This is a genomic window from Streptomyces sp. NPDC020747 (genome assembly GCF_044334695.1).
In the GTDB taxonomy this organism is placed as follows: Bacteria; Actinomycetota; Actinomycetes; order Streptomycetales; family Streptomycetaceae; genus Streptomyces.
The window spans coordinates 139,659-165,730 of the sequence record NZ_JBIRTJ010000006.1 but is presented as its reverse complement, the minus strand read 5'-3'; the positions used below and the strand labels follow the sequence as shown (position 1 = coordinate 165,730).

Annotated in this window: 28 protein-coding genes and 1 pseudogene; 13 read left to right on the top strand and 16 right to left on the bottom strand. The window is 69.4% G+C overall.

What is annotated here, in order from left to right:
- Window positions 1-29: 29 nt before the first annotated feature.
- The 4 genes from ACH4YP_RS18165 to ACH4YP_RS18150 all read right to left on the bottom strand — a co-directional run bounded on the left by ACH4YP_RS18165 (window position 30) and on the right by ACH4YP_RS18150 (window position 3,579).
- Entirely contained in the window at window positions 30-2,012 is a 1,983-nt protein-coding gene (locus ACH4YP_RS18165) for an esterase-like activity of phytase family protein (protein WP_361057804.1), read from the bottom strand.
- Complete coding sequence (locus ACH4YP_RS18160; protein WP_398491156.1) at window positions 2,009-2,371, bottom strand: hypothetical protein; 363 nt, start codon at window positions 2,369-2,371, stop codon at window positions 2,009-2,011. The genes ACH4YP_RS18165 and ACH4YP_RS18160 overlap by 4 nt, the downstream gene beginning before the upstream one ends.
- A 141-nt stretch (window positions 2,372-2,512) precedes the next feature.
- A complete protein-coding gene (locus tag ACH4YP_RS18155; protein WP_361057802.1) occupies window positions 2,513-2,773 on the bottom strand; it encodes a DUF397 domain-containing protein in 261 nt (86 codons plus the stop codon).
- Complete coding sequence (locus tag ACH4YP_RS18150) at window positions 2,770-3,579, bottom strand: helix-turn-helix transcriptional regulator (RefSeq protein WP_361057800.1); 810 nt, start codon at window positions 3,577-3,579, stop codon at window positions 2,770-2,772. Before ACH4YP_RS18150 ends, ACH4YP_RS18155 begins: the two co-directional genes overlap by 4 nt.
- 83 nt (window positions 3,580-3,662) lie before the next feature.
- Between ACH4YP_RS18150 and ACH4YP_RS18145 the strand changes: the two genes are divergently transcribed.
- The 3 genes from ACH4YP_RS18145 to ACH4YP_RS18135 all read left to right on the top strand — a co-directional run bounded on the left by ACH4YP_RS18145 (window position 3,663) and on the right by ACH4YP_RS18135 (window position 5,621).
- The gene (locus ACH4YP_RS18145) at window positions 3,663-4,082 is read left to right on the top strand and encodes a hypothetical protein (RefSeq protein ID WP_398491155.1); all 420 of its coding nucleotides are present in this window, start codon (window positions 3,663-3,665) and stop codon (window positions 4,080-4,082) included.
- A 107-nt stretch (window positions 4,083-4,189) separates the two neighbouring features.
- Window positions 4,190-5,224 carry a hypothetical protein gene (locus tag ACH4YP_RS18140; protein ID WP_398491154.1) on the top strand — a complete coding sequence of 345 codons (1,035 nt, stop codon included), beginning with the start codon at window positions 4,190-4,192 and terminating at the stop codon, window positions 5,222-5,224.
- Window positions 5,225-5,279: 55 nt separating this feature from the next.
- A complete protein-coding gene (locus ACH4YP_RS18135; protein ID WP_361057790.1) occupies window positions 5,280-5,621 on the top strand; it encodes a hypothetical protein in 342 nt (113 codons plus the stop codon).
- Between the two features lie 67 nt (window positions 5,622-5,688).
- On the opposite strand, the gene ACH4YP_RS18130 is transcribed toward ACH4YP_RS18135, so the two are convergent.
- The 3 genes from ACH4YP_RS18130 to ACH4YP_RS18120 all read right to left on the bottom strand — a co-directional run bounded on the left by ACH4YP_RS18130 (window position 5,689) and on the right by ACH4YP_RS18120 (window position 8,100).
- Window positions 5,689-6,159, bottom strand: coding sequence for a MarR family transcriptional regulator (locus ACH4YP_RS18130; RefSeq protein ID WP_398491153.1), 471 nt, complete (start codon window positions 6,157-6,159; stop codon window positions 5,689-5,691).
- A 91-nt stretch (window positions 6,160-6,250) separates the two neighbouring features.
- Window positions 6,251-7,447, bottom strand: coding sequence for a sensor histidine kinase (locus ACH4YP_RS18125; protein ID WP_398491152.1), 1,197 nt, complete (start codon window positions 7,445-7,447; stop codon window positions 6,251-6,253).
- Complete coding sequence (locus tag ACH4YP_RS18120) at window positions 7,444-8,100, bottom strand: response regulator transcription factor (protein ID WP_361057784.1); 657 nt, start codon at window positions 8,098-8,100, stop codon at window positions 7,444-7,446. Before ACH4YP_RS18120 ends, ACH4YP_RS18125 begins: the two co-directional genes overlap by 4 nt.
- Before the next feature lie 130 nt (window positions 8,101-8,230).
- Here ACH4YP_RS18120 and ACH4YP_RS18115 point away from each other — a divergent pair, with 130 nt between their 5' ends.
- Genes ACH4YP_RS18115 through ACH4YP_RS18100 form a run of 4 tightly spaced genes read left to right on the top strand, consistent with a single transcriptional unit; the run spans window position 8,231 to window position 11,902 of the window.
- Complete coding sequence (locus tag ACH4YP_RS18115; RefSeq protein WP_398491151.1) at window positions 8,231-8,749, top strand: hypothetical protein; 519 nt, start codon at window positions 8,231-8,233, stop codon at window positions 8,747-8,749.
- A 14-nt stretch (window positions 8,750-8,763) separates the two neighbouring features.
- Entirely contained in the window at window positions 8,764-9,984 is a 1,221-nt protein-coding gene (locus ACH4YP_RS18110; protein ID WP_398491150.1) for an efflux RND transporter periplasmic adaptor subunit, read from the top strand.
- A complete protein-coding gene (locus tag ACH4YP_RS18105) occupies window positions 9,981-10,718 on the top strand; it encodes an ABC transporter ATP-binding protein (RefSeq protein WP_398491149.1) in 738 nt (245 codons plus the stop codon). Before ACH4YP_RS18110 ends, ACH4YP_RS18105 begins: the two co-directional genes overlap by 4 nt.
- Before the next feature lie 11 nt (window positions 10,719-10,729).
- A complete protein-coding gene (locus ACH4YP_RS18100) occupies window positions 10,730-11,902 on the top strand; it encodes an ABC transporter permease (protein ID WP_398491148.1) in 1,173 nt (390 codons plus the stop codon).
- Window positions 11,903-12,096: 194 nt separating this feature from the next.
- Here ACH4YP_RS18100 and ACH4YP_RS18095 read toward each other — a convergent pair whose 3' ends face one another.
- Both ACH4YP_RS18095 and ACH4YP_RS18090 read right to left on the bottom strand, forming a co-directional pair.
- Window positions 12,097-12,684, bottom strand: coding sequence for a Uma2 family endonuclease (locus ACH4YP_RS18095; RefSeq protein WP_398491147.1), 588 nt, complete (start codon window positions 12,682-12,684; stop codon window positions 12,097-12,099).
- Between the two features lie 88 nt (window positions 12,685-12,772).
- Window positions 12,773-13,456 carry an SGNH/GDSL hydrolase family protein gene (locus ACH4YP_RS18090; RefSeq protein WP_361057772.1) on the bottom strand — a complete coding sequence of 228 codons (684 nt, stop codon included), beginning with the start codon at window positions 13,454-13,456 and terminating at the stop codon, window positions 12,773-12,775.
- A gap of 88 nt (window positions 13,457-13,544) precedes the next feature.
- Here ACH4YP_RS18090 and ACH4YP_RS18085 point away from each other — a divergent pair, with 88 nt between their 5' ends.
- The gene (locus ACH4YP_RS18085; RefSeq protein WP_398491146.1) at window positions 13,545-14,537 is read left to right on the top strand and encodes a WD40 repeat domain-containing protein; all 993 of its coding nucleotides are present in this window, start codon (window positions 13,545-13,547) and stop codon (window positions 14,535-14,537) included.
- 136 nt (window positions 14,538-14,673) lie between these two features.
- Here the strand turns inward: ACH4YP_RS18085 and ACH4YP_RS18080 are convergent, their stop codons facing one another.
- Window positions 14,674-15,375: a TetR/AcrR family transcriptional regulator gene (locus tag ACH4YP_RS18080; protein ID WP_398491145.1), complete on the bottom strand. Its 702-nt coding sequence runs from the start codon at window positions 15,373-15,375 to the stop codon at window positions 14,674-14,676.
- 227 nt (window positions 15,376-15,602) lie between these two features.
- Here ACH4YP_RS18080 and ACH4YP_RS18075 point away from each other — a divergent pair, with 227 nt between their 5' ends.
- The gene (locus ACH4YP_RS18075) at window positions 15,603-16,688 is read left to right on the top strand and encodes a medium chain dehydrogenase/reductase family protein (RefSeq protein WP_398491144.1); all 1,086 of its coding nucleotides are present in this window, start codon (window positions 15,603-15,605) and stop codon (window positions 16,686-16,688) included.
- Between the two features lie 177 nt (window positions 16,689-16,865).
- Here the strand turns inward: ACH4YP_RS18075 and ACH4YP_RS18070 are convergent, their stop codons facing one another.
- Both ACH4YP_RS18070 and ACH4YP_RS18065 read right to left on the bottom strand, forming a co-directional pair.
- On the bottom strand, window positions 16,866-17,360 hold the full coding sequence (locus tag ACH4YP_RS18070) for a GNAT family N-acetyltransferase (RefSeq protein ID WP_398491143.1): 495 nt from the start codon (window positions 17,358-17,360) through the stop codon (window positions 16,866-16,868).
- A 147-nt stretch (window positions 17,361-17,507) separates the two neighbouring features.
- Window positions 17,508-18,161: a TetR/AcrR family transcriptional regulator gene (locus tag ACH4YP_RS18065; protein ID WP_398491142.1), complete on the bottom strand. Its 654-nt coding sequence runs from the start codon at window positions 18,159-18,161 to the stop codon at window positions 17,508-17,510.
- A gap of 149 nt (window positions 18,162-18,310) precedes the next feature.
- Between ACH4YP_RS18065 and ACH4YP_RS18060 the strand changes: the two genes are divergently transcribed.
- A complete protein-coding gene (locus tag ACH4YP_RS18060) occupies window positions 18,311-19,069 on the top strand; it encodes an SDR family oxidoreductase (protein WP_361057761.1) in 759 nt (252 codons plus the stop codon).
- A 93-nt stretch (window positions 19,070-19,162) separates the two neighbouring features.
- Here ACH4YP_RS18060 and ACH4YP_RS18055 read toward each other — a convergent pair.
- Both ACH4YP_RS18055 and ACH4YP_RS18050 read right to left on the bottom strand, forming a co-directional pair.
- Window positions 19,163-19,349: pseudogene (locus ACH4YP_RS18055) on the bottom strand (hypothetical protein); the annotation flags it as partial.
- A 48-nt stretch (window positions 19,350-19,397) separates the two neighbouring features.
- Entirely contained in the window at window positions 19,398-20,162 is a 765-nt protein-coding gene (locus ACH4YP_RS18050) for a TetR/AcrR family transcriptional regulator (protein ID WP_361050763.1), read from the bottom strand.
- Between the two features lie 115 nt (window positions 20,163-20,277).
- Here ACH4YP_RS18050 and ACH4YP_RS18045 point away from each other — a divergent pair, with 115 nt between their 5' ends.
- The 3 genes from ACH4YP_RS18045 to ACH4YP_RS18035 all read left to right on the top strand — a co-directional run bounded on the left by ACH4YP_RS18045 (window position 20,278) and on the right by ACH4YP_RS18035 (window position 23,896).
- Window positions 20,278-21,321 carry an ATP-binding cassette domain-containing protein gene (locus ACH4YP_RS18045; protein WP_398491141.1) on the top strand — a complete coding sequence of 348 codons (1,044 nt, stop codon included), beginning with the start codon at window positions 20,278-20,280 and terminating at the stop codon, window positions 21,319-21,321.
- Window positions 21,318-22,187 (top strand): ABC transporter permease, encoded by an 870-nt coding sequence (locus ACH4YP_RS18040; protein WP_398491140.1) that lies wholly within the window; start codon window positions 21,318-21,320, stop codon window positions 22,185-22,187. Before ACH4YP_RS18045 ends, ACH4YP_RS18040 begins: the two co-directional genes overlap by 4 nt.
- Window positions 22,188-22,339: 152 nt before the next feature.
- A complete protein-coding gene (locus ACH4YP_RS18035; RefSeq protein WP_361050772.1) occupies window positions 22,340-23,896 on the top strand; it encodes a cellulase family glycosylhydrolase in 1,557 nt (518 codons plus the stop codon).
- Between the two features lie 111 nt (window positions 23,897-24,007).
- Here ACH4YP_RS18035 and serC read toward each other — a convergent pair whose 3' ends face one another.
- Window positions 24,008-25,126: a phosphoserine transaminase gene (serC, locus tag ACH4YP_RS18030; RefSeq protein ID WP_361050775.1), complete on the bottom strand. Its 1,119-nt coding sequence runs from the start codon at window positions 25,124-25,126 to the stop codon at window positions 24,008-24,010.
- A gap of 107 nt (window positions 25,127-25,233) precedes the next feature.
- Complete coding sequence (locus ACH4YP_RS18025) at window positions 25,234-26,070, bottom strand: alpha/beta hydrolase (protein WP_361050778.1); 837 nt, start codon at window positions 26,068-26,070, stop codon at window positions 25,234-25,236.
- Window positions 26,071-26,072 lie beyond the last annotated feature (2 nt).

The window sequence follows — 26,072 nt, the reverse complement described above, 5'->3', positions numbered from 1 at the left end:
CAGGCCGATCCGTATCTGGCGGCGTGGATTCACTTCAGGGACACGCTCAGGGCGTACAGCCTGGTGACCTGGGTCGAGCTGCCGTTGTCGTCGCTGATCAGGTAGAGCAGGCGTCGGCCGCGGTCGTCGCCCTTGGTCAGCCGGCCGCCCAGGGCCATTCCCTCCACGTTGTCGAGGAGGGGGTTGGGCTGGGTCTGGCCTTCGGGCGCTTCGAGGTCTCCCGCGGGGCAGTCGGCCAGGTCGAGGACGAGTTTCTTGTTCTGGGTGGCGAATGTGTCGGCGAGTTCGTCGTTCAGGTACTCGATGCCCGTGACGTCCCTCATGCCGGTGAGGGTGACGTCGTAGACGCGGATCCTGTTGCCCATGCCCGCCGAGTACGTGCGCTCCAGGGCGAGCAGCCGGTCGGGGCCGACAGCCACCAGTTCGGTCAGGAAGGCGCCCGCGTCGGCCTCGTACGCGTACTGGCCGTCAAGGGAGTACGAGGCGCCCGCCGAGCCCTTGTAGCGCTGGATGCGCAGCAGGTTGCGCCCCGCCGCGTCGTCGTCGCCCGCCAGCGGTCCCTCCAGCCCCGTGTAGAGGTACCGGCCGTCCGAAGTGGCGGTCAGGGACTCGACGTTGCGGTTTCCGTCGGCCCGCCCGCCCTCGCGCGCGTTCTTCCAGTGTTTCGGGACGGGCAGGGTGCCCAGTTCCTTCCCGTCCCCGACCTGGAACCGGTGGATCGTCGAGTCCTTCTCCGTACTGATCAGCACGGTTTCGCCGCCCTTCTCGACGACCAGACCCTCACCGTCGAAGTCGTCCTTGTACGGCGTGCCGTCCCGGTGCCTGAGGATGCGGATTCCCACCCCGGCCTCGGTGTCGGGGTCGAGACGTCCGGGATCACCGAGCGGTACGCGGAACATCCGGCCCGGCTCGTTGTCCGCCAGCACCCATGCCTGGGCCGGCCCCTCCAGGGCGATCGCGGACAGACCTTCCAGGGGCCCACTCTGGTACTTGGGGGTGTCCACCTTGTTCAGGTTGTCGGAGACGCTCAGCAGTGACACGCCCTTCGACTCGCCGGAGCAGGGCCCGGCCGCTCTTCCCTCCGGCCACCACACCAGCGCCCCGGCGGTCGTGAGAGTCGCGACGACCACGACCGCGACGGCCAGCAGGCACCCGCGCTTCTTCCCGGGTGAGTCCGAAGCCGAGTCCGCCGGTGGTGGGGAGGCGGCTGCGGGGCGCTGCCTGTTCTTCACGAAGAGCAGTGACCCGACGCCGTTCTGGTCCTGCAGCTGTGGCTGCGGTCGCCTCTTCTTCCTCAGTCGGGCGCCGACCTGGCGGAAGATCGTGTTCAGGGGCAGCACCTCCGGACCGTCCGGGATGCCGTGCTCCAGCACCTTCACGAGTTCGCCGGTGAACGCCGTGCACTCCTCGCCCCGAGGGGACAGGGCCTGCTGGGTCCCGGCTGCCGAAGCCACCACGTACGAGCCCTCGACGTCGTCCATGAGCGCCGCGACCTGGAGTGTCTCCTCGGCGGACATGCCGTCGAGCGCCCTGCCGCTGTAGCAGCAGTCCAGCACCACGATGCGACGCCTGGCGAGGCCGTTGTCGCGAATGGCGCGGCGCAGCCACTCGTACGGTACGGCTCCGTCGATCTCCCCGCGTTCCGTCCCCGGAAGTGTCAGGTAGAGCGCGCCGTCAGTGGGGTCGATGAACCCGTGTCCCGCGTAGTAGACGATCAGGGTGTCCTGGGCCGCCAAGGCCGCCTTGCGGACCGGACCGACCAGCTCCTGCTGGGTCACCGGGTTGGACAAGATCTGGCAGGACTCCGCGGGTACGCCCCAGATGTCCGGGTCGGTCAGGGTCTCCTTGAGCCGGGTGAGGTTGTTCGCGACGGCCCGCAGTGGCTCCAGGTCCGTGTACGCGTCCACTCCGATGAGCACGCAGGTCGAACGCGCCGGATCGAGCCGGGAGTTCGTCTCCCCTGGCGTCAGGGGCGTCAGGGGCGTCGGTGTCCTCGGCTTCCTCGGTGTCATCGGTCCACGCGCCGGTCGTCCAGGGCGCGGAGCAGCGCCTCGGCGTCGTCGAGACGGTCCTCGGGGAGCGTGATCCTGACCCCGTCGCGCTCGATGACCATCGTCGAACGGGGTGTGTGTCCCTGCCGCCACGCCGCGATCGCCACCGCGAGGCTGCCGAGCTGGAGTGCGGTGTCCAGGACGATCCCGATGACCTCGAAGCACGGGCCCATCACGTCGGAGTCCGGCTCCTGTGGGCCCGAGCCGACCATCGCGACCTCGACGACCCCCCTCAACTCCCGGTCGTCGCACAGCCACTTGTAGAGCGAACGCCGCTCGGTGTCGTGCCGAGCCCCGTCCATCGTGATCCGGATCTCCATGCTGCTCAGCATCACGCGAGAGGCGGTACGACGTGCGGAAACCAGGGCGGGATACCTCGTCCGGATGGAAGTTCCGGCGAGGCCGGGTCCGACCTGGACGGGCGACCTAGAGTGCGCCCGACTCACCTACGTCACCTCACGTCACCGCTCCGCGAGGAGACCGAGGAAGGTGAGCCAGGTTTTGGGGGCGACCTTGAGGGTGGGGGCGGTGGGGGTGGCGATTTTGGAGTCGCGGATGTGGATGGTGGCGGGATCGGTGGGGCTGGTCTCGGCTATGGCTATTTCGACGCATTCACCCTGGTCGCCGCTGTGGCTGCTCTTGGTCCACTGCACAGCAAGCTCTACGCATTCGCCCTCGCTGCCGCTGTAACTGCTCTTGAACCAGTTGAGATCCGTGGTCATAGCTCCCGCGCCACCTCTTCGATCAGCTTCGCGGACTCCTCGGGAGTGAGGGCCTGTGCCCGCAGAATGCCATATTTGCCGAACAGGTCCCCCAGGTCGGGCTGTTGGCTTACGAAGAAGCCGCCGCGGTGCCCTTCGAGGTAGGCGAGCTGGAGACGCTCGGTTGTCTCCAGCAGGATCATGGGACCGTTCAGTCCGGCATGGGTATGCCGGTCGTGCGGCATGACCTGCACCTCGACATGGCGGAGTCGGCCAATGGCGAGGACGTGGTGCAGTTGCTCCTTGAGCGTCACCGGACCGCCCAACGGCCGCGTGAGTGTGCTCTGTTCGAGGACGTAGCTGACGCTCGGCGAGGGCTTGCGCTCAAAGAGCTGCTGCCGTTCCAGTCGGGACGCGACCCGCCTCTCGACTTCGTCGTCGTCCAGAGTCGGGTAGCGATTGCAGGTGTAGACAGCCCGTGCGTATGCCTCGGTCTGGAGCGAACCTGGAATCAGATGGTTCTGGTACACGTGCAGAGCGGAGGCCTTCTTCTCCTCCGCCAGATAGTCCTCGGTCCAGGGCCGGAGGCCGCTGTCCCCGAACTCCTTCTCCGCCAGCACCAGTAGTGCACCTTGTGCACCCAGCACCTGGTCCGCGGTCTCGACCAGCTTGCCCTTGGGCGGTCGCTCGCCGCGCTCCACCATGGCCACCTGCGACTTGAAATACCCGACGTGACCGCCGAGCCCTTCCTGTGTCATCCCGGCCCGTTCGCGGTGGAACCGCAACAGCACACCGAAGGACTCCGACCCGCGTTCACTGGAGTGCACAGCGACCTCCCCAAGTGCACAGAGGTGCACGGACCTTGCGTAACCCTGGTCACAGTATGTGACCGCCCATAAGCATTTGCTCCATGAACCGGAAAACTCCCCCCGCCACCGTCCACGCCTGGATCCCCGTCTCCGGCCACGGCCTCCGGCACGCCGGCATCCACTTCGACGCCGTACGCGTCGCGGGCGTACTCGCAGAGCAAGTCGCGTACGAACTCATGCAGTTCACGGACTTTCGGGCGGGCCCGATCGTCCGGGAGGTGACGGGGCACCGGTACATGTACTTCCTGTTGCCCCCGCAAAGTGCCACCGGCCACCGCTGGCCCGCCGGGGCGCGTGCCCTGGGGAGGGACGCGCAGGGTTGGGCGTACGTCGGGGTGCCCGCGTTGGGTGGGCTGACCTGGCCGCTGGAGTGGAGGTCGGAGCCGACGCCCGAAGTGCCGTTCGTGGAGGCGGGGTTGCTGCATGAAGTGGTGAGCCGCTTGATCCGTGTTGTACGGTGACCGCGACATCACACTCTGTGTACATCCGCACACGGAGCGGTCCCCGGCGGTGCGGGAACACCAATCCGAGGACCTTCACCACCGAGTGGAATAGAGGTCCACCAGGGATGCTTCGGCATGCTATCGCGCCGGTTCGGCGCTACACGAAGGCTTCGCACGACGTCGTACGGCACTCGCGGCTCAACAGTGACGCGAAAGTGCTGCTGCTGTACGTACAGGGACTGCCCGAGGCCGAGTCCACCGCCCCCAAGCCGCTCAGCGAACACGCGGCCAGGCTGGGGCTGAAGGGCCGGGCTTACCAGAAAGCCAAGCAACTCCTCACCGACTGCGGGTACTTGCACGAGTGGCGTGAGCAGGGTGCGCGGGGCCGCTGGGTCACGGAACAACTCCTCACCAATGTCACCCTCACGCGTGAAGAGGCGACCCGGGCCCGTGGGGGAGGGGCTGACGCGGACGTACCGAGTGAGCGTCCTCCGACGGTCGGCGGGCCGGGGGAGCGGACGGTCGGTGACTCTCCCAGGACAGAAGACCTGGGAGAGAAGAACCTTCCCCACCCACCACCCGAAGACCGAACCCCGGACGCCGACGAAGCGGCCACTGAGGCCATTGCGGCCATCGGCGAGGGGCCAGAGCCAGAGTCCGCCCCAGAGCCAGAGTCCGTCCCCGCCCCTGCGCCCGGCACCGCCCCCGAACTCGCCGAGGCGCAAGGGGTGTTGCTGTCCCTGCGCCACGCGCACCGGGATCTGCTCCTCGGCGTACGGGAGGCGCGTCTCCTGGCCGACGCGGCGGCGGAGTGGCTGCGGCGGGGTGTCTCGGTGCCGGACCTCCGCCGGGCCCTGACGAGCGGCCTTCCGGCGGGCGGTGTCCGTTCGGCGGTCGGGTTCCTGCGGCACCGCCTGATCGAGAAGCTTCCGGCGGCGAGGTGCCAGGTGGCTCCTGCTCCGCCGCCCGAGTGGGCCGCGGCCCCGGCCCGGCGGGGCCTGGTGACCTGCCCGGGCCCCGGCAACGAACACGTCTTCCGCCCCCGCTACGACGAAACCCACTGCCTCCGCTGCCGTACGGCCGCCGCGTTCGAGGCGACTTTCCAGCCGCTCTCCGAAGAGTGGGGGACGCGTGTTCAGGAGTGTGCCGCCGGTGCGTAACGCGTCATACGCCGCTGCCGCGGCCCGGAAGGCGGCGTCGGAGAGGAGCAGGGACATGGCGGCATGGAGCGAGATCCTTCAGGAGGCCCGCGAGGCCGTCGGCTTCACCGGGCCCGTGGTTTCGCGCAACCTTGAGGGGATCCGCGCGGCCCTCCGCCCCGACCGGCTGTCGGACCTCGACACCGAACTGGCGACCCTCTCGGAAGGGTCCGCCTTCGAGGCGTTCCTCGACCACTGGTGGACACAGTCCCTCGCCGACACGGCCACCGACGCGGACGCCAAGGCCCTCGCCATCGACTTCGCCGACCTCGCGACCGCGCTGCGAGCCAAGGCGACCGGCGGCGGCGCGTACACGCAGGCCCAGGTGGAGGACATGCTGAAGGGCAAGGCCTCATGAGGTCGTGCTGATGGTGGGGCGGACACAGGTGTGACGGCTGCGGGGGCGGAAGACGAGGCTGTGGAACCTAATTCGGCAGGTCGCTGTCCCCGCCCAGGTTCGCGATCACTCGGCGCAGGACGTCGAGCGTGGCCACGTACTCCTCCTCGGTGATCCCGGCGTGTGTCTGCTCGTGGGCCCTGAGGTTGCGCTCCTTGGCGCGGATGCGGCCGGCCTCTCCCGCTTCCGTGAGGGTGAGGGTGCCTGTGGTGTCCTCAGTCGTCCAGCCGCGGTTCGCCAGGTCGTCGAAGACCTCGGTGAAGTCGGTGCCCTGGTCGTCGTAGCGGGTGAGCTTGGCGGCGAGTTCGGGGCGGGTCCAGTGGGCCGGGGACGCGGCGACGTGGTTGAGGATCCACCAGTGGGGCTGGGTGAGCGACTCCGTCGCCAGCTCCTTGCGGATCCGGCCCACCACCTCACGGTAGGCGGCGCCCGTCCAGTAGCCGATGGGCTGGGCGGCGAGCTGCTGACGGGGGTACGGGGTGAGCTGCTGTGTGGTCATGTGCCGACCGTAGGAGCTCAAGTTTGGTTGAGGTCAAGAGGGCTGGTCGGGTGCAGCCGAGCTGGAGGAACGGCCTGCGCGCGGGGGACCCTCACCGTGGGAGGGAGATGGTGACCATCAGCCCGCCGCGCTCCCGGGGGACCGCGGTCACATCGCCGCCGTGGGAGCTCGCTATGGCTCGTACGATCGCCAGACCGAGGCCCGAGCCCCGCTCGGAGTCGGTACGGTCCGCTCCCAGGCGGCGGAAAGGCTGGAACAGCGCCTCGATGTCCTGGCCGGCGACCACGGGGCCGGTGTTCTCGACCGTGAGGGTCGCGGCGCCGTCCGGGGCGGTGCGGGTGGTGAGGTGGACCCAGCCGTTCGGCTCGTTGTAGCGGACGGCGTTCTCAAGCAGGTTGTGGATGATGCGTTCCAGCATCACGGCGTTGCCCGAGGTGGTGACGGGCTTGGTGTCGAGCCGAAGGCCGATGCCCGTTTCGGCTGCCTGTGACTGGTGCACCTCAGCGGCGTGACCGGCGAGTTCGGCAAGGTCGACGGGTGTGCGGTCGGCGACCTCCGTCTCGCCCTTGGCCAGCGCGAGGAGGCCGTTGATCAAGCGTTCGTTACGTTCGTTGACGGTGAGCAATGAGGTGCCGAGGCGCTTGGTGTCCTCGGTCGCGGTCTTGCGGCGCAGGGCCACTTCGATGAGGGTCCGGTTGATGGCGAGGGGCGTGCGCAGTTCGTGGGAGGCGTCCGCGATGAATCGCTGCTGGTCCAGGAAGGACTTCTCCAGGCGTCCCATCATCGAGTCGAAGGTGTCGGCGAGCCGGGTCACCTCGTCGCGGGGGCCGGTGAAAGCCAGCCGCTTACTGAGATCGCCGCGGGAGGTGATGCGCTGCGCGGTCTCGGAGATGCGGTTGAGGGGACGCAGCACACGGCCGGCCATCAGATAGCCGAACAGCGTGGCGACGACGGTGAGCACACCCAGAGCGAGGGCGCCCTGGCGGAGCAGGGACTGCAGGGCCGCGGCGTGGAAGCGCTCCCGGAGCTCGCGCAGTTCGGCACTGCGGGCCATTCCGCCGGCGACCTTCTGCGGGAGGTCCGTGGAGGCGGATCCGGGCACAACGGTGAACTCGCCCTCTTTGGTGATCTGCAGGTCCACGCCTTTGAACCGGTCGGCCAGCCCCGCATCGAGCAGCAGGTAGGTCACGCCGAGCAGGATCACCCCGCAGGCCATGAACAGGGCGCCGTACAGGAGCGTGAGCCGGACGCGGATGGGGAGGCGCGGCAGCCTCGGGGTGAGCCTCACGGGATCTGGTACCCCGAGCCCGGGACGGTCTGGATGACCTGCGGCTCCCCGAGTTTCCTGCGCAGCTTCATCACGGTCACGCGGACGACGTTGGTGAACGGGTCGATGTGCTCGTCCCAGGCCCGCTCCAGGAGTTCCTCGGCCGAGACCACTGCGCCGTCCGCCCGCAGCAGTTCGAGCAGGACGGCGAATTCCTTGCGTGCGAGAGATACGTAGTGGCCGTCGCGGTAGACCTCGCGGCGGGCCGTCTCCACCCGCAGGCCGGCCCGTTCGTAGCTGGGCGGGCCCGCGTGCTGGGCGCGGCGGGCCAGGGCGTGGACGCGGGCGACGAGCTCCTCGAAGGCGAAGGGTTTGGTGAGGTAGTCGTCGGCGCCGATGGCGAGCCCCTCGATGCGGGAGGGCACATCGGAGGCGGCGGTGACCATGAGGATGCGGGTCCGGCCGCCGGATTCGACGACGGCCCGGCATACCTCGTCGCCGTGCACGACGGGCAGATCGCGGTCCAGGAGGAGCACGTCGTACTCGTTCACGGAGAGGCGTTCCAGAGCCGAGTCCCCGTCGTGCACGACGTCGACGGCGAACGCCTCCTCGCGCAGCCCCTCGGCGACGGCGTCGGCCAGCATCCGCTCGTCCTCGGCGATCAGCACTCTCATGAGCCCCAGAGTGCCAGAGGCCGGGATAACCAGGACGTAACCGCCTGCGGTTACGGAGGGGAGACCGGGCCCCGCCTCTACTGGTCCCCGACGCCGGGAGAGACCCGGCACAGAAGGGACTGCCGAGCACATGCGTACTATTTCGCGCACCAACTGGGGGCTGCTGGCCGCCGTACCGCTGCTGAGCCTGAGTCTGGCCGCCTGCGGGGGCAGCACCGGCGGGAACGACGACATCGCGTCGGCCGGCGGCGGCAAGAAGGAGAACGGGCAGCAGCTCACGGCTGCCGAGAGGACCAAGAAGTACAACGCCTGCCTGGCCGAGCGGGGCGTGGCACCGGTGAGCGGGAAGGCCGGCGAGGACCCGCTCGAGCAGACCGCGTCGCCCGAGGAGGTGGAGGCCGCGCTCGCGGCGTGCAAGGATTTCGCGCCCACCGCGCAGGACATGCAATCCGGGCAGAAGCCCGACGCGAAGAGGCTCGAACAGGCGCGGAAGTACGTCAAGTGCCTGCGGGCCAACGGCTATGACGCCCCGGACCCCGACCCGGAGACGGGAGGCCTGCCGCTCAACGAGGACGCCATGAAGAACATGGACAAGCTGCAGGCGGCCGCGGAGAAGTGCAAGGACGTCAACCCCGCGTCCAAGAAGTGACGGGCGGGACCGAGATGACGCACACGCCCGAAACCGCAGACGACGCGACGCTCCGGACACACCAGGTTTCCCCTCAGGGAGGCCCGGCAGAGGACCCGTCAGGGGTCTCGGCGGACAGGTCTCCGGACGGCCCGCAGCACGCCCCACCGCGTCGCCGCCGAGCCCGCACCACCGCCGTACTGATCGCTCTCGCGGTCGTCCTGGGCACCGCCGGCATGGCGGCGTACGGCTTCGGCGGCGGCAGCGGCGGCGAGAAGTCCGAGAAGGGCAGCGGCCTGCCGCCGGCGACCACCCCGGCGACCCGCTCCGACCTCGCCCAGCAGGACACCGTCACCGGCAGCCTCGGCTACGGCGACAAGCAACCCCTGCTGAGCGGCGCGTCGGGCACGGTGACCTGGCTGCCGAAGTCCGGCGCCACCGTCGCGCAGGGCCAGAACGCGCTCAAGGCCGACGGGCGGCCCATCCCCCTGATCTACGGTGACACCCCCCTCTACCGCGAACTGCGCGCCGGCACGAAGGGCCCCGACGTCGCCGAGGTGGAACGGGCCCTGGCCGCCTTCGGTTACACCGGCTTCACCGCCGACGAGGAGTACTCCGACAAGACCGCGGCGGCCGTCAAGCGCTGGCAGAAGCGCCTCGGGGTACCACAGACGGGCACGGTCAAGCCCGGGGACCTGATCGTCGCCGAGGGCAAGATACGCGTCACCGGCCACGAGGTACGGAAGGGCCAGATCCTCCAGCCCGGCTCACCCGTGCTGACGTACACCGGCACCGGCCGGCTGGTCGTCGTCGAGCTCGACGCGAAGAAGCAGAAGCTCGTCCGCCGCGGAGACAAGGTCACCGTCGTCCTGCCCGACGGTGCACGCGCGGCCGGAACGGTCTCCTCCGTCGGCAAGGTCGCCAGCACCGAAGGCGGTGACGGTGCTCCGGGAGAGGACGACGGCAAGACCGTCATCAAGGTCACCGTCCGGATCGACAAGAAGGACAAGGGCAAGCTCGGCAGCTACGACGGCGCACCCGTCGATGTGGAGATCACCTCCGAAGAGAAGAAGAACGTGCTGACCGTGCCCATCTCCGCGCTCCTCGCGCTGTCGGAGGGCGGCTACGGCGTCCAGGTCGTCAAGGGCTCCGTCAGCAGCACGGTCGCGGTGGAGACCGGCATGTTCGCGAACGGCCGGGTCGAGATCACCGGCGCCGGCCTGAAGGCGGGCGACAAGGTCGGGGTGCCGCAATGAACCACAACGTCGTACGCCTCGACCACATCACCCGCTCGTACGCCGGCGGCGTCACCGCCCTCGACGGCGTCTCGCTCGACATCCGCCGCGGCGAGCTGGTCGCCATCGTCGGGCCCTCCGGGTCGGGCAAGTCGACCCTGCTCAACATGATCGGCAGCCTGGACCGGCCCAGCAGCGGCACGGTCACCGTCGAGGGCCACGACATCGCCGCCCTGGGCGACCGGGAGCTGTCCGCGCTGCGCGCGCTCAGCATCGGCTTCATCTTCCAGCACTTCCACCTCACCGCGGGCATACGGGCCATCGACAACGTCGCCGAGGGCCTGCTGTACGCGGGCATCCCGCTCACCGAACGCCGCCGCGCGGCCCACACCGCCCTGGAGCGCGTCGGCCTCGGCCACCGCGTGTATCACCGGCCGCACGAGCTGTCCGGCGGGGAGAAGCAGCGCGTCGCGATCGCCCGCGCTCTGGTCGTCGGGCCGAGCCTGCTCCTCGCGGACGAGCCGACCGGCGCCCTGGACTCCCACTCCGGCATCATCGTGATGGACCTGCTGCGCGCCCTGAACGCCGACGGCACCACCGTCGTGATCATCACCCATGACCGGGAGATCGCGGCCTCGCTGCCCCGCCAGGTCCACGTACGCGACGGTCGCATCGTGCACGATTCCGCGCAGGACTCCACCCAGGACGCCCGGCCCGACGCCCGGCCCGGCTCTCAGGCGGTGCCCGCGTGCTGAAGGTCCCCCGCATGAGCACCCGCGACATCGTTCGCGTCGGCGCTTCCGGACTGCGCGCCCGCCCGCTGCGGGTCTTCCTGTCCGCTCTCGGCATCGCCATCGGCATCGCGGCGATGATCGGCGTGGTCGGCATCTCCACCTCCAGCCACGCCGAACTGCAGCGCACCCTCGACCGCCTGGGCACCAACCTCCTCACCGCGACCCCCGGCCAGACCTTCACCGGCGGCGAGGCCAAACTTCCCGAGCGCTCCATCGACATGGCGGGCCGCATCGCCCCGGTCGAGTCCGCGACCGGCACCGGCAAGGTGAAGGCGTACGTCTACCGCAACGACCGCATCCCGGCCGTCGAGACCGGCAGCATCAACGTCAAGGCCGCCCGCATCGACCTCCTGGACACCGTCGGCGGCACACTCGCCCGCGGCGACTGGCTCAACCCCGCCACCGCCAAGTACCCGGCCGTCGTGCTCGGCTCCGGCGCCGCCGACCGCCTGGGCATCGGGGAGGTCGGCGCCGACACCCGGGTCTGGCTCGGTGGCCAGTGGTTCAGCGTGGTCGGCATCCTCGACGAGGCGGAACTGGCACCGGAACTGAACGACAGCGCGCTCGTCGGCTGGGACGCCGCCAAGCGGTACCTGGACTTCGACGGACACCCGACGACGCTCTACGTCCGCACCGCAGACAGTGGGGTCACGGCCGTACGCGACGTCCTCGCCGCCACCGTCAACCCCGAGGCACCCACCGAAGTGACCGTCAGCCGTCCCTCGGACGCTCTCGCCGCCAAGGGCGCCACCGACAAGGCCTTCACCGGCCTGATGCTCGGCCTCGGCGGCGTCGCGCTCCTCGTCGGCGGGGTCGGCGTGGCCAACACCATGGTCATCTCCGTCCTGGAACGCCGCGCCGAAATCGGCCTGCGCCGCGCCCTCGGCGCACGGCGCGGCGACATCCGCACCCAATTCCTCGCGGAATCACAGCTGTTGGCAGGCCTCGGCGGGATCGCCGGAGTCGTCATCGGGGTGGCCGTCACCACCGCGTACGCCGTCTCGCAGGGCTGGCCGGCGGTAGTCCCGCCCTGGGCGATGGCGGGCGGCCTGCTCGCCACGCTGGCCATCGGCGCCCTGGCAGGCCTGTACCCCGCCGTACGGGCGTCTCGTCTAGCCCCGACGGAGGCACTGTCCGGGGCCTGATGCCGGCCCGTACGAACGGAGGCCCGCGTGCCGCAGAGCGAGCTGCGGCACGCGGCGAGGACGGCTGCTCGACCGCTCTTCCCGACCGCCTGCCGGCCCTACGAGTACCAGCGAGGGCAATCGCCGACGTGGTGGAAGCGCTGCGGCGGCAGACCAAGTACGGGTTGAGCGGGGCGGATCGCGTTCAGGGGTGGTCAGTCCCGGGGGAACTCGGCCGTCCTGAGGGTGAGGTCGATGACCGTGCCTGTCATGTCGACGTCCGCGCCGAAGCCGACGGAGGTTTCGATGACGTACTCCCCGTCCTTGGGCTGCGTGAAGAGGTGGCACTTGCCCTGGTATGGGTCGGCGATGAGGTAGACGGGGACCTCAGCGAGTGCGTAGGCGGCCTTCTTGGGGCCGTAGTCGTTCTGGGCCGTTCCCTTCGAGATGACCTCGGCGACGAATTCGACATCCTCGTGACGCCAGCGGCCTTCGAGGCCATCCGTAGCGCCGTCACGCATCTTGACCACGTCGGGGCAGAAGCCGTTCTCGTGACCGGGGAAGTCGATCCGTACGTCGGACAATGCCTCGACGTCCATGCCGAACCTGTCCTCCAACGCCCGGATGACCCTCCGGATGACGTGCCAGTGGACGCTTCGCTGCGGCGTCATGAAGACGTTACCCCCGACGATCTCGACCTTGATTCCCTCGGGGACGGGCATCCGCTCAAGTCGCGCGAACCACTGGTCCAGGCGATCGACGTTCTTGTCGGCCATCTCGATCCTGTCTTCCAGGACGGTCATCGTGGCGCTCCTCCCCGGCCGCTCCTCGGACGAGTACAGCCGCGCAGTACAACGATACGCACGGTGACCAAGGCACGCCGGGATTCGGTCAGCCGCTTTCGGCCTCGTACAGCTCGCCCACGTCCCACGCCTGGTGCATCGCCTCGGCGAAGGCGGCCGCCAGTTTGTGTTCGCCGGAGGCGTTGGGGTGGGTGCCGTCGTACGTGTCGTCGTTGACGTCGTACGAGGGCGGGATCGAGGCCAGGAGGAGGGGGGACGCGGGCTCGTCCAGATCCGCGACCGACTTCGCGAGGAGTTCGTTGAAGAGGCCGACCTCGCGGGCGAAGGGCGCGTCCGTCTCCGCCCTGGTGTTCGGGATCACCGGGAGGACGACCATCGCCACGCGGGGGTTCGCCGAGCGGGCCTCGGCGATGAAGGTGCGGGCGTTCTCCGCCGTCTGGGCCGCGTTCGTGTAGAAGCCCAGGTCGATCAGTCCGAGGGAGACGAGGAGGACGTCCGCGCGGGACTTGCGGACCGCGTCCGCGATCAGCGGGGTCAGGTGGTGCCAGCCCTCGCCCCACCCCGCCAGATGGGCGCGGGGGAAGTCCTGATCGGCGTACTCGTAGGAGTCGGCGTTCTCCGTGGCCTTGTCGTAGAGCGTCTCGCGGGGGCCGACGATCTTGAAGGGGCCGCCGTACGTCGCACGCAGGTGCTGCCACATCCGGTAACGCCAGGTGTGTTCACCCGCGCTTCCGATGGTCATGGAATCGCCGACGGGCATGAACCTGAGCATCCGCTCATCATGGACGATCTGTGTGAGAGGCAGGGTGTGAGGCTGGACACGCCCGCTGAACCGGTGGCGGGGATGGCAGTCTTGGGGCATGCGTCGCTCGCTTGCGTTCCTTTTCGGGGCCCTCCTCGCCGGGGTGCTCGTCGCGCCCGCCGTTGCCGCCGACAGCGCCGGTTCGGAGGGGGCGGACGGGTTCACGATCAAGGATCCCCGGATCACCGAGTCCAGCGGGCTCGTCGCCTCCCGCGCCCACCCGGGCGTCTACTGGACCCACAACGACAGCGACGACGGGGCCTTCCTCTACGCCGTCGACAGCAAGACCGGCGAGACCGTCGCCACGGTCACCATGACGGGCGTCGGCCGCCCCCGCGACGTCGAGGCCATCTCCATGGGCCCGAACGGCCACCTCTACGTCGGCGACATCGGCGACAACCTCGGCGGCACCTGGGACCACGTCTGGATCTACGAACTGCCCGAGCCGAAACAGCTCAAGAACCAGAGCGTCCGCGCCACGCAGTACGACGTGAAGTACGCCGACGGGGCGCGGGACGCCGAGGCGCTGATGGTCCACCCGAAGACCGGGCGCGTCTACATCGTCTCGAAGAACGAGGACGGCGGAGGCCTGTACGAGGGGCCCGCCAAGCTCTCCCCCTCCGGCACCAACACCTTCAAACGCACCGCCCCCATCGACCTCTGGGTCACCGACGGCGCCTTCTCCCCCGACGGCAAGCAGCTCGCCGTACGCGGCTACTTCGGCGGCCTCGCGTACGACTGGAACGGCGGGAAGGTGAAGAAGGAGGGCCGACTGAGCGTGCCCCTCCAGGGCCAGGGCGAGTCCATGGCGTACACCCCCGACGGCTCCACCCTGCTGTACGGGAGCGAGGGCTCCGGCAGTTCGGTCGAACCGGGGAACGTGCCGGGCGGGGGCGGCGGAGACGGCAAGTCCCCTTCCGGGGAAGGCAGTTCGGCCGACGGGGGCAGCGGCGGTGACGGGATGAACGCCGACATCAAGATGGGGGCGGTTGCCCTGGTGGTCGCCCTGGCCGTCATCTACGGGCTCAAGCGGTTGCTGCGGCGCGACTGAGGGCGCCGCCGGCGGGGGTGTTCGACGACGGCTGGCGGTTCGCCGTGGCCCACGGCCTACGCCTCACGCCCGCCCCACGCCTCACGTCCCACGCGCGCCCCCCACCTCGCGCCTCACGCGGCGGACCGCCGGCTGTTCAGGGGGTGGTCGGCCGCATGGACTGGACGGCGCTGTCGATCTCCAGGTCGATCAGCCGCTGCGCCTCGACCGCCTGGTTGTCGAACACGCCGGTGAGTTCGAGGCTCACGATCCCGTGGACCCGCGTCCAGATCAGGATGGCGGCGCGGGCCACACCCGGTGGGGTGTCCGGCCGCTCCTGCGAGCGGGCCCACCGCCGCAACTGCCCGTCCAGGGTGCGGTCGCCGCTGGTGCTGTCGGCCGAGGCGGTGTCCTGGAGGGCCACCAGCATGTCCACGAGCATCGCCATCGCCTGATCCAGCGGAGTCTGCGTGGTGGCCTTGCCGGGCAGGGCGCCGGCCCGCTCGCCGAACAGCATTCCGTAGCGGCGCCGGTAGCGCAGCGCCCAGTCACGGTACGCGGTGACCACCTGCCGCAGCTGGGTGCGCGGCGCCTTCCTGCTGCCCTCCACGGCCTGGCTCATCGCCGCCGCGAGTTGCTGGTAGGACGCGGTTTCCAGGTGCGCCACCAGTGCGTCCCGCGACGGGAAGTAGCGGTAGAGCGCCGGCGCGGACATCGCCATGCTCCGGGCCAGCGCCGCGATCGACAACGCCTGTACGCCGTCCGCGTCGATGATCGCGAACGACGTGTCCTCGATCTCCTGGAGCAACTCGGCCCGTAGCCGCTCGCGCCTGCTTACCGCCCGCGTTTCGTTGGTCATCGTCGCATCGTAACGGATCGTTCTAATACTTACGGATCCAACAGCATGCTACGAGCAGTAACGCATGGCCCGCCTGGAGGCGGCTTCGAGCACCTGGGCCGTGACGGCGGCCTTGATCCGCGCCACCCCGCTTTGAGTTATCCGTTAACGCAGGCTGACAGTCAGGTGCATAGTTACGACCATTAACGGAGCGACGGGCAGTCGCGAAACTCTGAGGGAGTCGGATCATGATCGAGACGAGTGTCACCAACGAGGCCACCGTGACCGCTACCGTGACCGCCACCGAGGTGCTGCTGCCCGGCAAGGTGGACCCGTCCGGTCTGCGACTGGTCCAGCGCGAACTGTCGGCGCCCGCCGCCGGTCAGGCCCTGGTCCGCGTCGAGTCGACTGCCGTGTCCTTCGCCGAGAGCGCGATGCGCCGGGGCCGCTACTTCGGCCAGCCGGCGTTCCCGTTCGTGCCCGGCTACGACCTCGTGGGCGTCGTCGAGGCCGTCGGCCCCGGAGTGGACCGCGCGCTGCTCGGCCGACGGGTGGCCGCACTGACCAAGACCGGCGGCTGGAGCAGCGCCGTCGTGCTGACCGCCGCCGACCTGGTGGAGGTGCCCGACGGGATCGGCGCCGACGAGGCGGAGACGCTGATCGTCAACGGGCTGACCGCGTATCAGATGCTCCACCGCAGCGCGAAGGTGCAGGCCGGGCAGACGGTCCTCGTCACGGGCGCCGCCGGCGGCGTGGGCTCGGTCCTGGTGCAGCTCGCCCGGGACACCGGTGCCCGCGTGATCGGCACGGCCCACCCGCGTCATCACGAGGCGCTGCGCGCCCTGGGCGTGGAGCCGGTCGACTACCGGGACCCCGACCTGGCCGCCCGCGTCCGGGAACTGGCCCCCGACGGGGTGGACGCGGTGTTCGACCACCTCGGCGGCGCGAGTGTCACCCTCTCCTACCGGCTGCTCAACCGCACCGGCACGCTGGTCTCGTACAGCATCGCGGCCGCGCTCGACGACACCAAGCCCGTGATCCTCGACTTCCTGCCGCTGCTGGCCAAGCTGGCGTTCTGGAACTACCTGCCCACCGGCAGGCACGCGAGCTTCTACGACATCTGGGCAGGCTCCGGCAAGCCGGAGTCGGCCAAGCGCGAGGCGTTCCGGGCCCGGATGCGCACCGACCTCGCGCAGGTCTTCGGCCTGCTGCGCGACGGCCGGCTCACCGCGAAGATCGCCGCCCGCTTCCCACTGACCGAGGTCGCCGAGGCCATGGAGCTGGCAGAGTCCTCCGGCCGCACGACGGTCGGCAAGATCACCCTCGTACCCTGAGCGGTGCCCCTTGGCACCGGCCCCGGCCGACAGCTTCTGTCAGGCCTGTTCGGGCACCTTCGCGGCCAGGGTGTCCGCGCGGAACTCCCCTGCGCCGGTGGCGACTTCAGGTGAGCAGGCGACGGCCGGCACGTAGCAGGCCCACGAGCAGGATCAAGGTCTGTGCAGGATCAAGGTCTATGGCTGGAGGTCGCGCTGGTACCAGGTGCCCGACCTGCCGCCGAGGTCGGCCGGGGTGGCAGGGCCGACCGGGACGAAACCGGCCCTGGTCAAGACTTTCCGGGACGCGGCGTTGTCGTGGGAGGTGGCCGCCCGCAGTGTGCACAGGCCGTGTATCGCGGTCGCCGTCCGGCACAGCTCCCGGACGGTCGTGGTCGCCAGGCCGCGGCCGGTGACCCGCTCCGCGACCCGGTAGCCGAGTCTGGCAGTCCCGTCCGCCAGGTCGTACAGGTTGAACCTGCCGAGTACCGAGCCGTCCTCGGCGACGAGCACGTAGAAGGCACAGCTGCCGGTCTCGTGCTCGGCCAGCACGGCGTTGTACCGGTCGGTGAACTGGTCGAAGAAGTCGTCACCACGGTCGGAGACCGAGGCGGCGAAATAGCTGCGGTTCGCCAGCTCGAAGGCCAGGACCGCCGGGGCGTGGCTGATATGCAGCCGCTTCAGCTCGGGCACCGCCCGACTCTAACCAGATCGTGCGCCGAGGCCACCTGAGTTTCCGCCAGTGTCAGACAGCCCCAAGACCAGGTCGGGCAGCGAAGTCCTGCTGGGTGACCGGCAGCTCAGGGGGCGACGGCCTCCTCGAAGGCGACCGGGCCAGTTTCAACGTTCCGGCTTCGGGTCGGGCCGGTGGGTCGGGGCGTATCTGGCGAGCATGGTCTGGACGGCCTGTTCGACGGCGCCGTGGATGTCGGAGGCTGCGGGGTTCCAGTCGGTCAGCAGCATGCGGGGCCACAGGACGTAGTTGGCGATCATGCCGAGGAACTGGTTCGCGGCGCTCGCCGCGTCCGGGACATCAGCGTTGCCCGCCTCGTGCTCGGATTCCAAGTAGTGCTGAACAGAGGTGAAGTAGGGCAGTTTGCCGAGCTCGAACTGCATCCGTCCCAGTTCGGGGAAACGAGGCAGTTCGGCGATGACGATCCGGAACAGGGCTGTCATGCCGGGCCGGCCGACCAGGTCGGCATAGCGGTGGCCGATGGTCGTCAGTCCGGAGCGCAGATCTCCGGTCTGTGGCTGGGCGGCACCGTCGCCGGCGTCACGCTGCCAGGACTCGGTGACGATGGCCTCGAAGAGGGCCGCCTTGGTGGGGAACCGCTTGAACAGGGTGGACTTCGAGACCCCGGCCACTTCGGCGATCCGGGCCAGTGAGGTGCCGTCGTAGCCACGGTCCAGGAACAGTTCTGTGGCTGCGGTGGTGATCGCCTCGCGTTTCTGCTGAGCGACTCTGCGGTGGTGTGCGGAGAGTTCTGCTGCCATGCGGACAGTATGCCGCAGGCCCGAGGCGAGTCACTTGACTCGTCTCGGCGGTCCTGCTTACGGTACGAGAGTAAGGCGAGTCAAGTGACTCGCATCCTATTTGTGGTGCCCGGGTGAATTCCGGTAGCCGCGCGGTGGAGGAACAGTTCATGACGATCGACAAGATCGCCCTGGTGACCGGTGCGAATCGCGGCCTCGGACGCAGCACGGCCATCGCCCTCGCCACACGCGGGGTGCGGGTCGTGGTCACCCACCGCGGTGATGAGGCCGGGGCCGAGAAGACGGTGCAACAGGTGCAGGAGGTGGGTGGGACTGCCGCTGTTCTCCGGCTCGACATCAGCGACGTCTCCTCTTTCGCGTCCTTCACCTCCGAACTGAGCGAGCAGCTGGAGCGCTGGGGTACCTCGCGGCTCGACATCCTGGTCAACAACGCGGGAGTGGGGGTCTTCGGACCGCTGGAGGACGTCACGATCGACGACTTCGACACGGTGATGGGCACCAACCTCCGGGGCACGTTCTTCCTCATCCAGTCACTTGTGCCGCTGCTGACCCAGGGCGGCCGCGTCATCAACGTCTCGACGTCACTGACCCGCCACACCAGCCCCGCCACCTCGGTCTACTCCGCCTCGAAGGCCGCCGTCGAAGCCCTGAGCCGCACCCTCGCCGCGGAACTCGGCCCGCGCGGCATCCGGGTCAACTCCATCGCCCCGGGACCGACCGCCACCGACTTCAACGGTGGAGCGATGCGGGACAACGCCGAGATGCGCCAGGTTCTCGCCGGACAGATCGCGCTCGGCCGCGTCGGCGAACCTGAGGAGATCGGCGACGCCATCGCCACGCTGGCCTCGGAGGGCCTGCGCTGGGTCACCGCCGAGCGAATCGAGGTCTCCGGCGGCGCCCTCCTCTGAACGACCGGGCGACGGCTCATAGAAACGCAGGCAGCGACGGCCCCGACTCACTCCCAGCCGGTCTCGTCCTCGTCCAGCCCCGGCGCATGTCCGCCCGTTGCCCCAGAACTGCACGATGGGCACCTGGGCCCGGGCCTCGGTCAGCTTCGCGTTCGCCGCGGTGGAGGGAGGTGGCCAGGTCCTTCATGCGGGTGGTGCCGTCGCCGAGGTGGACGAAGGCGTCGAGGTGGCCGGTCCAGGAGTGCACCTCGAACAGCAGGTCCGGCAGGTCGATCTCAGGTCCGGCACGGACCATCACTCCACCCGAAGCCACCCGCGAAGTACGTAACTAGCGGCCACCTCTGCGCTCGACCAGTGTCTCCAGCCCGTCCAGGATGCGCTGCAGGCCGAAGTCGAAGTGGTCGAAGTCCGGGCCGAAGGCCTCCTCGGAGAGTGTGGCCATCACGGGGTAGCGGCCGCTGGTCATGACCTTTTCCAGGACCGGGGCCTGCGCGGCCCAGAACTCCGCGTCCGTCAGGCCGGTCCTGCGCTCCGCTTCCTGGGTGTACAGCTGGGAGCGGGCGGCGCCGATGACGTACGAGTCGATCATGATGACCACCGAGACCAGCTCCGGGTCGCTCAGGCCCATGGGCTTGATGCGGGAGATCACCTTCTCCATGCCGTCGATGGCGCTGGGGCCGAGGACCGGGCGGGACTGGTTGACCATCAGCAGCCACGGGTGGCGCTGGTAGAGGGCGAGGCTCTCGCGGCCGACCAACTCCAGGGCCGAGCGCCAGTTGTCGCCGAAGACCGACGTGTCGTCGCCCGTGCGCTGCACGCGGTCCAGCATCAGGTCGAGCAGCTCGCCCTTGCCGGGAACGTACCGGTAGAGGGACATCGTGCCGGTGCCGAGCTCCGTGGAGAGCCGGCGCATCGAGACGGCCTCCAGGCCTTCCGTGTCCGCGATCCGGACCGCCGCTTCCACGATCCGGTCGAGCGTGAGGCCCGGCTTGGGTCCGCGGCTGGGCCGGGGGCCCGTGTCCCACAGCAGGTGGAGGGTGCGGACGATGTCTCCGCTCCCGCTGGTCTCCGTACCGCCCGAACCGCTTGTCATGGACCTCAGAATAATCCCTTGGGCCAGAACTGGGTACGCTGTACTCTCAAAAGGGTACGGTGTACTCAGTTCGGTGGATGGGTCCAGGAATGGGTTTCAGGGATGGGGGAGTGCTGTGAGCGGTTACGCGGTGAGGGCCGAGGGGCTTGAGAAGAGGTACGGGGAGAAGCGGGCGCTCGACGGCTTCGACCTGGCCGTGCGGGAGGGCACGGTGCACGGCCTGCTCGGGCCGAACGGCGCGGGGAAGACGACCGCCGTCCGCATCCTCTCCACGCTGGTGAAGCTGGACGGGGGAAGTGCCCAGGTGGCGGGCCTGGATGTCGCCCGGCAGCCGCGGGAGGTGCGGGCCCGGATCGGGCTCACCGGCCAGTACGCCGCGGTGGACGAGGTGCTCACCGGCCGGCAGAACCTGGAGATGTTCGGGCGGCTGTTCCACCTGGGCGGGCGCCGGGCGCGGCTGCGGGCGGGCGAGCTGCTGGAGCAGTTCGACCTGACCGACGCCGCGGACAAGGGAGTCGGGAAGTACAGCGGCGGCATGCGACGGCGGCTCGACCTCGCCGCGTCGATGATCCTCACCCCGCGCGTGCTGTTCCTGGACGAGCCGACGACCGGCCTCGACCCGCGCGGCCGGGGTGAAGTCTGGGACTCCGTACGGGCGTTGGTGACCGGCGGCACCACCGTGCTGCTGACCACGCAGTATCTGGAGGAGGCCGACAAGCTCGCCTCGCACATCACCGTGATCGACCAGGGACGGTCCATCGCCGACGACACCCCGGACGGGCTGAAGAGCACGGTGGGCGGCGACCGGATCGAGGTCGTCGTCGCCGAGCGCGCCGACATCGCACGGGCGGTGAAGGTCGTCGCCCGCGTCTCGGACGGTGAACCGGAGTCGGACGAGACCGAGTTGAGGGTCCACGCGCCCGTCACCGACCGGGTCGCGGCCCTCACCGAGGTGGCCCGCACCCTCCAGGACGAGGGCGTGCGCGTGGAGGACATCGGCCTGCGCAGGCCGAGCCTCGACGACGTGTTCCTGCGCCTGACCGGCCACCGCACGGCCGCGTCGAACAAGACTGGCGCGTCGAACGAGACGGACGTGTCGAGAGAGAAGGACGTGCCTGACGAGAAAGACGTGCTGAAAGAGAAGGAGGCGGCGGCGTGACCACCCTCGATCCGGCCGCACAGGTCACCCCCGACCCGGCCGCGAAGGCCACCCCCGACCCGGCCCCGCAGAGCGACCACGGCCGCGCGTACTGGGCCCTTGCCGACTGCTGGAACGTCGTCCGGCGCGGGCTCACCCACTACCAGCGCCAACCGATCAACATCGCCTGGCAGTTGGGCTTCCCGATCCTGTCCGTGCTGTTGTACGGGTATGTCTTCGGCAGCGCGATGAAGGTGCCCGGCGGCGGTGACTACCGGGACTTCCTGATGCCGGGCATGTTCGTGATGACGATGGCCTTCGGGTTCATCAACACCGCGACGCTCGTCGTGTACGACTCCACCAAGGGCGTCATCGACCGGTTCCGCTCCATGCCGATGGCGCCGTCCGCGGTCGTCGCCGGGCGCGGGGTCACCGATCTCATCGTCGCCTGCGCCGAGTTGACGATCCTGATGCTCACCGCCGTCGCCATGGGCTGGCGGCCGGACTGGGGCTTCGGCTTCCTGGGGGCCTTCGCGCTGCTGGTGTGGCTGCGGTTCGCGCTGATCTGGCTCGGGGTGTGGCTCGGGCTGCTCGTGCCCAACCCGGAGGCGGCGGGCGGTCTGTTCGCGGTCGCGTTCCCGCTGACGATGATCTCCAGCATCTTCGTCGCCCCGCAGCTCATGCCGGACTGGCTCGGCTTCGTGGCGGCCTGGAACCCGATCTCGTCGACGGCCGCGGCCACCCGCGAACTGTTCGGCACACCGGTGGGCAGCGGCGACTCGTGGGTCGAGCAGCACGCCCTGCTGATGTCGGCCGCCTGGCCGCTGGTCCTCACACTGCTCTTCGTCCCGCTCGCGGTGCGGAGGTTCCAGAAGCTCAGCAAGTAGTCGGTCGTGGGCGGTGTTCGGGACCTCAAGTGTCCCGAATACCGCACGACTTCTTGACGTGTCCACGCTGGATCTCTTCCATGGGGGTGCGCGGTGTGGTGGGAGCGCTCCCACCCGTTCCGGGCCCGCGCCTCCCGAGAGGAAGCAGCGACATGTTCCGCAGCTTGCGAAGAGCGCTGTGTGCTGCCGCCGCGGCGCTCCTGTTACCGCTGGCCGGTGTGCAGACGGTCGCCCACGCCGAACCGGCGGCCGCCGCGGACCGGGCGGCCGTGGCGGCGGCCCCCGGAGCCGGTTACTGGCACACCAGCGGCCGTCAGATCCTGGACGCGGCCGGTCAGTCCGTACGGATCGCCGGTATCAACTGGTTCGGCTTCGAGACCGCCAACCACACCCCGCACGGCCTCTGGGCGCGCGACTACAAGAGCATGATCGACCAGATGAAGTCGCTCGGCTACAACACCGTCCGGCTGCCGTACAGCGACGACCTCTTCAAGAGCGGCACCGTCCCCAACAGCATCGACTTCTCCGGCGGCAAGAACGCCGACCTCCAGGGCCTCGGCTCCCTCCAGATCATGGACAGGATCGTGGCGTACGCGGGTCAGGGCGGCCTCAAGGTCGTACTGGACCGGCATCGTCCGGACGCGGCCGGACAGTCGGCGCTCTGGTACACCTCCGCGGTCCCGGAGTCGACGTGGATCGCCAACCTCAAGGCGCTGGCCACCCGTTACAAGGGCAACCCCACAGTGATCGGCATCGACCTCCACAACGAGCCGCACGATCCGGCCTGTTGGGGCTGCGGCGACACGGCGAGGGACTGGCGGCTGGCCGCCCAGCGCGCCGGGAACGCGGTCCTGTCCGTCAATTCCGAGCTGCTGATCTTCGTGGAGGGCGTGCAGACCTTCAACGGCGTGTCGGGCTGGTGGGGCGGCAACCTGATGGGTGTCGCCCAGTACCCGGTCCAGCTGGACGTCCCGAACCGGGTCGTCTACTCGGCCCACGACTACGCCACGAGCGTGGCCCAGCAGAGCTGGTTCAGCGACCCCACCTTCCCCGCCAACATGCCGGGCATCTGGGACAAGTACTGGGGCTACATCTTCAAGCAGAACATCGCGCCGGTGTGGGTGGGCGAGTTCGGCACGACGCTCCAGTCGACGATCGACCAGAAGTGGCTTGCCGCGCTGGTGAGTTACCTCCGGCCCACGAGCACGTACGGCGCCGACAGCATCTCCTGGACCTTCTGGTCGTGGAACCCCAACTCCGGTGACACGGGCGGGATCCTGAAGGACGACTGGACGACCGTGGACACGGTGAAGGACGGCTACCTGGCGAGTGTGAAGGCGCCGGGCTTCCCGAGCGGCGGGGGTGATCCGGGTGACCCCGGCGACCCTGGTGATCCCGGAGGGGGTACGGCGGCCTGCACCGCCGCCTACACCGTCAGCAGCGACTGGGGCGGCGGCTTCAACGCCGAGGTCAAGGTGACCAATTCGGGCACCACCGCCCTCAAGTCCTGGAAGGTCGCATGGACTTGGCCCGGCGCCCAGAAGGTCACCAGCATGTGGAACGCCTCGTACACGCAGAGCGCGGCGACCGTCACGGCCACCAACGCCGACCACAACGGCGCGGTCGCGGTGGGCGGTTCGGCGAGCTTCGGGTTCGGTGGTGCGCCGGGCGGCGGCGGGGCACCGGCGGTGAGCTGCACGGCGACATGAGACAGGTGGCATGACGCAGGCGGCATGAGACGCGCGACCTGACGCGGACAGGGGCGCCCGGCACAACTGCTGTGCCGGGCGCCCCAGTTGCCGTACGAACGACTGTTACAGCTAAAGCTTCTCGATCACGTAGTCGACGCACTTCGTGAGGGACTCGATGTCCGCCGGGTCGATCGCGGGGAACATGGCGACACGGAGCTGGTTGCGGCCGAGCTTGCGGTAGGGCTCGGTGTCGACGATGCCGTTGGCGCGCAGGACCTTGGCGACGGCGGCCGCGTCGACGTCGTCGGTGAAGTCGATCGTGCCGATGACCTGCGAGCGCTTGGCCGGGTCGGTGACGAACGGGTTCGCGTACTTGACGTCCTCGGCCCAGCCGTACAGCGTGCGCGCGGAGGTCGCCGTGCGGCGGACCGACCAGTCGAGGCCGCCCTGGCCGTTGATCCACTCCAGCTGGTCGTTCAGCAGGAAGAGGGTGGCGAGGGCCGGGGTGTTGTACGTCTGGTTCTTGCGGGAGTTGTCGATCGCCGTGGGCAGGCTGAAGAACTCCGGGACGTGGCGTCCGCTCGCGTGGACGCGCTCGGCCCGCTCGATCGCGGCCGGGGAGAAGATCCCGATCCACAGGCCGCCGTCCGCCGCGAAGGACTTCTGCGGGGCGAAGTAGTAGACGTCCGTCTCGGCGATGTCGACGGGCAGGCCGCCCGCGCCGCTCGTCGCGTCCACGAGGACGAGGGCGCCCTCGTCGGCGCCGGCAACGCGCTTGACGGGGGCCGCGACACCGGTGGAGGTCTCGTTGTGCGTGAGGGCGTACACGTCCACGCCCGACTGGGCGACCGGCTCCGGGTGGGTGCCAGGCTCGGAGGTGATGACGTCCGGGTCGGCGAGCCAGGGCGCGAGCTTGGCGGCCTTCGCGAACTTCGAGCTGAACTCACCGAAGGTGAGGTGCTGCGACTTGTTCTCGATCAGGCCGTGCGTCGCGACGTCCCAGAACGCGGTGGAGCCGCCGTTGCCGAGGACCACCTCGTAGCCCTCGGGGAGCTGGAAGAGGTCGCGCACACCCTCGCGGACCTTCCCCACGAGGTTCTTGACCGGGGCCTGGCGGTGGGACGTGCCCATCAGGGACGTGCCGGTCGCGGCGAGCGCGGTGAGCGACTCCGTACGCACCTTGGAGGGGCCCGCGCCGAAACGGCCGTCGGCGGGCTTGAGGTCAGCGGGGATCTGGATATCAGCCACGACGGGAGCGTAGCCGTTTCCGGAAACCTGGGTGAAACGTCGTCCGTCCGATGAGACGGAGTGGGCGGCATCCCTGCTGCGTGACCCAGCCGCGTCACCCAGCCGTGTCACCCGAGGGCGAGCGGCTGTCGGTGAAGCGCGTCGGTGAGGAACGCGGCCGTCGCGGCCCTGATGAACGAGTTGTCGAACCGGGGATCGTCGTGGCCCGCTCCGGCGACGGTCATCAGCGTCGACTCGCTGCCGGCGCGGGAGAGCCGCGAGTGCAGTGCCTCCGCGTCCGCGAGCCCCGTCAGGCGGTCCCGGTCGCCGTGCACGACGAGACTCGGCCGCGCGGCCTGTGCGGCGAGGGAGATCGGGCTGGCGTCCCTTGCGCGCTTGAGGTACTCGTCGCCCGCGTCACCCTCATCGTGCTTGTCGTCTTCGCCACCGAGGTAGGCCGTTTCCATCGGCTTGCCGAGCAGGAGGGCTTCCATGGGGCTTCTGGATGACGAGGCGTGGAAATCGGTCGGCCCGCAGTAGTGCACGAACGCCCCGAAGAGGTCCGGCCGTCGGAGCGCGGCCAGCGTGGAGAGCGAGGCACCGGCCGAAGAGCCCCAGACTCCGACGGCCTGTGGGTCGAGGCGGAACCGGTTCGCCTCGAAGCGCAGGTACTCGCCGGCCGCGATGACGTCCTCGACGGGCGACGGATAGGAGTGGTCGGGCGCAAGCCGGTAGTCCAGCGTCGCGACGACGAATCCGGCGTCCACGAGTGGCAGTACGCGCTTGTCCACGTCCGTCGTCCGGTCACCGCGCCCCCAGCCGCCTCCGTGTACGTACAGGACCGCCGGGAGTTGCTCGTCATGCGCTGGGCGATGGACATCGAGCATGAGGGGGGTGGTGGCCGTGCCGGTGGCGGTGTTCTCCGGGTGACTGAACACCTGGTCGGGGATGTGTGCGTAGGCCATGG